6 protein-coding genes are annotated in these 5,850 nt (G+C 51.4%); 4 read left to right on the top strand and 2 right to left on the bottom strand.

The annotated features are described in order from the left end of the window. Both ACUU1M_RS18210 and avtA read left to right on the top strand, forming a co-directional pair. The coding region (locus ACUU1M_RS18210; protein WP_449144725.1) for an alpha-amylase at positions 1–1,357 on the top strand (1,357 nt) is incomplete at its 5' end. Positions 1,358–1,534: 177 nt separating this feature from the next. After that, the gene (gene avtA / locus ACUU1M_RS18205; RefSeq protein WP_000144361.1) at positions 1,535–2,788 is read left to right on the top strand and encodes a valine--pyruvate transaminase; all 1,254 of its coding nucleotides are present in this window, start codon (positions 1,535–1,537) and stop codon (positions 2,786–2,788) included. Between the two features lie 150 nt (positions 2,789–2,938). Here avtA and ACUU1M_RS18200 read toward each other — a convergent pair whose 3' ends face one another. After that, entirely contained in the window at positions 2,939–3,412 is a 474-nt protein-coding gene (locus ACUU1M_RS18200; protein WP_001078800.1) for a 4Fe-4S dicluster domain-containing protein, read from the bottom strand. Positions 3,413–3,513: 101 nt separating this feature from the next. Then, positions 3,514–4,362, bottom strand: a complete 849-nt coding sequence (yiaJ, locus tag ACUU1M_RS18195; protein WP_000514230.1) for an IclR family transcriptional regulator YiaJ — start codon at positions 4,360–4,362, stop codon at positions 3,514–3,516. 200 nt (positions 4,363–4,562) lie between these two features. Between yiaJ and yiaK the strand changes: the two genes are divergently transcribed. Continuing rightward, a complete protein-coding gene (yiaK, locus tag ACUU1M_RS18190; RefSeq protein WP_000869045.1) occupies positions 4,563–5,561 on the top strand; it encodes a 3-dehydro-L-gulonate 2-dehydrogenase in 999 nt (332 codons plus the stop codon). 11 nt (positions 5,562–5,572) lie between these two features. Next, a partial coding sequence (locus ACUU1M_RS18185; RefSeq protein WP_449144724.1) for a YhcH/YjgK/YiaL family protein occupies positions 5,573–5,850 on the top strand: 278 nt, incomplete at its 3' end.

Raw genomic sequence — 5,850 nt, 5'->3', positions numbered from 1 at the left:
CGGCGATTTACGCGGCCTGACCAACAAACTGGATTACCTCCAGCAGTTGGGCGTTAATGCTTTATGGATAAGCGCCCCATTTGAGCAAATTCACGGCTGGGTCGGCGGCGGTACAAAAGGCGATTTCCCGCATTATGCCTACCACGGTTATTACACACAGGACTGGACGAATCTTGATGCCAATATGGGCAACGAAGCCGATCTACGGACGCTGGTTGATAGCGCACATCAGCGCGGTATTCGTATTCTCTTTGATGTCGTGATGAACCACACCAGCTATGCCACGCTGGCGGATATGCAGGAGTATCAGTTTGGCGCGTTATATCTTTCTGGTGACGAAGTGAAAAAAACGCTGGGTGAACGCTGGAGCGACTGGAAACCTGCCGCCGGGCAAACCTGGCATAGCTTTAACGATTACATTAATTTCAGCGACAAAACAGGCTGGGATAAATGGTGGGGAAAAAACTGGATCAGAACGGATATCGGCGATTACGACAATCCTGGATTCGACGATCTCACTATGTCGCTGGCCTTTTTGCCGGATATCAAAACCGAATCAACTACCGCTTCTGGTCTGCCGGTGTTCTATAAAAACAAAACGGATACTCACGCTAAAGTCATCGAAGGCTTTACACCTCGCGATTACTTAACCCACTGGTTAAGTCAGTGGGTCCGCGACTATGGGATTGATGGTTTTCGGGTCGATACCACCAAACATGTTGAGTTGCCCGCCTGGCAGCAACTGAAAACCGAAGCCAGCTCCGCGCTTCGCGAATGGAAAAAAACTAACCCCGACAAAGCATTAGATGACAAACCTTTCTGGATGACCGGTGAAGCCTGGGGCCACGGCGTGATGCAAAGTGACTACTATCGCCACGGCTTCGATGCGATGATCAATTTCGATTATCAGGAGCAGGCGGCGAAAGCAGTCGATTGTCTGGCGCAGATGGATACGACCTGGCAGCAAATGGCGGAGAAATTGCAGGGTTTCAACGTGTTGAGCTACCTCTCGTCGCATGATACCCGTCTGTTCCGTGAAGGGGGCGACAAAGCAGCAGAGTTATTACTATTAGCGCCAGGCGCGGTACAAATCTTTTATGGCGATGAATCCTCGCGTCCGTTCGGTCCTACAGGTTCTGATCCGCTGCAAGGTACACGTTCGGATATGAACTGGCAGGATGTTAGCGGTAAATCTGCCGCCAACGTCGCGCACTGGCAGAAAATCAGCCAGTTCCGCGCCCGCCATCCCGCAATTGGCGCGGGCAAACAAACGACACTTTCGCTGAAGCAGGGCTACGGCTTTGTTCGTGAGCATGCCGACGATAAAGTGCTGGTCATCTGGGCTGGGCAACAGTGACTTTTCCGGCTTCCCGTTCGTCAGTACCTCGGGAAGCCGCCAACCAGGATAAAATGTCAGCCCTAATCAGCGTTGCGGGATAAAGCACCGCTCACTCTTCAACAGACCGATTTGCACCCCAGCAAATGTAGCGTTATTGTTACCTTCCTTGCTACAGAGTTCGACAGATATCCCGCTATGACATTCTCCCTTTTTGGTGACAAATTTACCCGCCACTCCGGCATTACGCTGCTGATGGAAGATCTGAACGACGGTTTACGCACGCCTGGCGCGATTATGCTCGGCGGCGGTAATCCGGCGCAGATCCCGGAAATGCAGGACTACTTCCAGACGCTACTGACCGACATGCTGGAAAGTGGCAAAGCGACTGATGCACTGTGTAACTACGACGGTCCACAGGGGAAAACGGAGCTACTCACACTGCTTGCCGGAATGCTGCGCGAGAAGTTGGGTTGGGATATCGAACCACAGAATATTGCACTAACAAACGGCAGCCAGAGCGCGTTTTTCTACTTATTTAACCTGTTTGCCGGACGCCGTGCCGATGGTCGGGTCAAAAAAGTGCTGTTCCCGCTGGCACCGGAATACATTGGCTACGCTGACGCCGGACTGGAAGAAGATCTGTTTGTCTCTGCGCGTCCGAATATTGAACTGCTGCCGGAAGGCCAGTTTAAATACCACGTCGATTTTGAGCATCTGCATATTGGCGAAGAAACCGGGATGATTTGCGTCTCCCGGCCGACGAATCCAACAGGCAATGTGATTACTGACGAAGAGTTGCTGAAGCTTGACGCGCTGGCGAATCAACACGGCATTCCGCTGGTGATTGATAACGCTTATGGCGTCCCGTTCCCGGGTATCATCTTCAGTGAAGCGCGCCCGCTATGGAATCCGAATATCGTACTGTGCATGAGTCTTTCCAAGCTGGGGCTGCCTGGCTCCCGCTGCGGCATTATCATCGCCAATGAAAAAATCATCACTGCCATCACCAATATGAACGGCATTATCAGCCTGGCACCTGGCGGTATTGGTCCGGCGATGATGTGTGAAATGATTAAGCGTAACGATCTGCTGCGCCTGTCTGAAACAGTCATCAAACCGTTTTACTACCAGCGTGTTCAGGAAACTATCGCCATCATTCGCCGCTATTTACCGGAAAATCGCTGCCTGATTCATAAACCGGAAGGAGCCATTTTCCTCTGGCTATGGTTTAAGGATTTGCCCATTACGACCGAGCAGCTCTATCAGCGCCTGAAAGCACGCGGCGTGCTGATGGTGCCGGGGCACAACTTCTTCCCGGGACTGGATAAACCGTGGCCGCATACGCATCAATGTATGCGCATGAACTACGTACCAGAGCCGGAGAAAATTGAGGCGGGGGTGAAGATTCTGGCGGAAGAGATAGAAAGAGCCTGGGCTGAAAGTCACTAAAAATTGCCTGATGCGCTACGCTTATCAGGCCTACATGATTTCTGCAATATATTGAATTTGGAAGAATTTGTAGGCCGGATAAGGCGTTTACGCCGCATCTGGCATAAACAAAGCGCACTATTCCGGCGTTGAGAAACGCCGGAAAACGTTTCAAACAGGCTGCTGCTGTAGCCGATACCGCTGCACTTTCTCGACATCCATGCACTGCAACGCCTTTGTCGGGCAGGCTTCAACACAGGCCGGCCCCGTCTCCCGATGCCAGCACAGATCGCACTTAATCGCCCTCGCCTTTTTGCGCGAAGAAACGACCTCCATCGCACCAAACGGGCAAGCCAGCATACAGCTTTTACAGCCAATGCAACGTGTTTGTTCAACGAAAATATGCCCATGTTCGCGGCTTATCGCGTCAACAGGGCAGACATTCGCGCACGGTGCATCTTCACACTGATGACAGGCTACTGGCGTGGTCCAGCTGTGGTCTTTAATGACACGAATACGGGAAATAAACTCGTCTGGTGACAACGCAGCGCAATCCTGATTCTCCTGATGCGACACTGCGCAAGCCACTTCACAGGTACGGCAACCGATACATTTCGTCGCATCCGCAATAATAAACCGGTTCATGATCACTCCTTTGCACTAAAACAGCAGAGTGCCAGAGAGCGCGTCCCTACTGCTTTGATCCAACGAAGGAAATGTTAAAGTTTTGGCACTTGTCCAAAGCGTTATGTGATCGCGCCCAGGTCATCCCTGACAGTAAATCCCAGTTCATTAGAAATAGCCTGCGCGGTTTCACGCAGTGGTTTCAGGAGATTTTTCTCTCCCACCTGTTTCAAACGTGATGTCGAAAGCGAAATCGACACGGCGTACGGCACCCGCCCATGAATATCAAACACCGGAACAGCAATACAGGAGACGCCGAGTTCGTTTTCTTCTCTGTCCATCGCCGCTCCGCTTTCACGAATGTGCGCCAGTTCGTCGAACATCGCGGGCAGCTCGGTAATGGTATTGCGGGTTAACGGCTGGATCTCATGCTGATGGTTTTCCCAGTATGACTTCACGTAGTCCGGGTGACCAAACGCCATGTAGATCTTGCCCATTGCGGAACAGTAGAGCGGCATATGCTGGCCAATATAGGCACGGGTTCGCAGCATCCCGGTTGTGGGTTCCAGCTTATAAATCAAAATAGCGTGATCGTCTTCGCGGCTGGAGAAGTTAATGGTTTCACCAGTGGCGATGTTCAGTGCCTCAAGATGCGGAGCGGCGATATGAATGATATTCAGCGAAGACAGCGCCTTCTGCCCGACGGCAATAAATTTGGTAGTCAGGCGGTAACTCCCTGCGGCGGGCGCGGTGGTCACATAGCCGCAGGACTGTAATCCCTGCAATAAGCGATGGACGGTACTCTTATTTAAACCAGCCAGCTCCGAAAGATGCGCCAACGGACAACCGTTTGGATAGTTGCTCAAAATCTCAATCAGCATCAACCCGCGAAACAGACTCTGGCTTCCGGCTGGACGCTCTTTTTCCTGCGCCATCTCGTTCTCTTTTTTTCCCATCACTTCTTTCCCCATTTTGTCGCGTCCTGATGGTAGCGCAAAGTGTGCCGTAGTTCACGATCTCGACAGATAATTTATAACCACTTGATTTTTATGTCTTTTGAAATTCATCAATCAGATTGCTTTGTTAAAAAGTGATCGATATATTTGAAATCTAGTTTCACATATTGAAATTTTAAGCCAAAAAAGCGATCAAAAAAACAAGGAAGCCTGGGATGAAAGTGACATTTGAGCAGTTAAAAGCAGCCTTTAATCGGGTCTTAATTTCACGCGGCGTTGACAGCGAAACGGCTGACGCCTGTGCAGAGATGTTCGCCCGCACCACCGAATCCGGCGTTTATTCTCACGGCGTTAATCGTTTCCCTCGTTTCATTCAACAACTGGAAAACGGCGATATCATTCCTGATGCCCAACCCAAACGTATAACCAGCCTCGGCGCAATTGAACAGTGGGATGCCCAGCGTTCGATCGGCAACCTGACGGCGAAAAAGATGATGGATCGCGCCATTGAACTGGCTGCCGATCACGGTATTGGTCTGGTGGCACTTCGTAATGCCAACCACTGGATGCGCGGCGGCAGCTACGGCTGGCAGGCGGCGGAAAAAGGCTATATTGGCATTTGCTGGACCAACTCCATCGCCGTAATGCCGCCGTGGGGCGCAAAAGAGTGTCGCATCGGCACTAACCCGCTGATCGTCGCCATTCCTTCCACGCCGATCACCATGGTCGATATGTCGATGTCGATGTTCTCTTACGGCATGTTAGAAGTTAACCGCCTGGCAGGCCGTCAGCTCCCGGTCGATGGTGGCTTTGATGATGAGGGCAATTTGACCAAAGAACCTAGCGTTATCGAGAAGAATCGCCGCATTTTGCCGATGGGCTACTGGAAAGGTTCTGGCATGTCGATTGTGCTGGATATGATCGCTACTCTCCTTTCCGACGGCGCATCGGTTGCCGAAGTCACCCAGGACAACAGCGACGAATACGGCATTTCACAAATTTTTATTGCCATTGAAGTGGACAAGCTTATCGACGGTCCCACCCGCGATGCCAAGCTGCAACGTATCATGGATTACGTTACTACCGCTGAACGCGCTGACGAAAACCAGGCCATCCGCTTACCCGGCCACGAATTTACTACCCTGCTGGCCGAAAACCGCCGTAACGGCATCACTGTTGATGACAGCGTGTGGGCCAAAATCCAGGCGTTATGAGGAGATAAGTCATGATTTTTGGACATATCGCGCAGCCCAATCCGTGCCGTTTGCCCGCCGCCATTGAAAAGGCGCTCGATTTTCTGCGCGCTACCAACTTCAACGTCCTGGAGCCGGGCGTTGTCGAAATCGACGGCAAGAATATTTATGCGCAAATTATCGATTTAACCACACGCGAAGCGGTGGAAAACCGTCCGGAAGTGCATCGTCGGTATATCGATATTCAGTTTCTGGCGTGGGGTCAAGAGAAAATCGGCATTGCTATTGATACAGGAAATAATAAAGTCAG

The sequence above is a fragment of the Shigella sp. SIG6 genome, from assembly GCF_053555815.1.
This window is presented reverse-complemented; position numbering and strand designations above follow the sequence as displayed.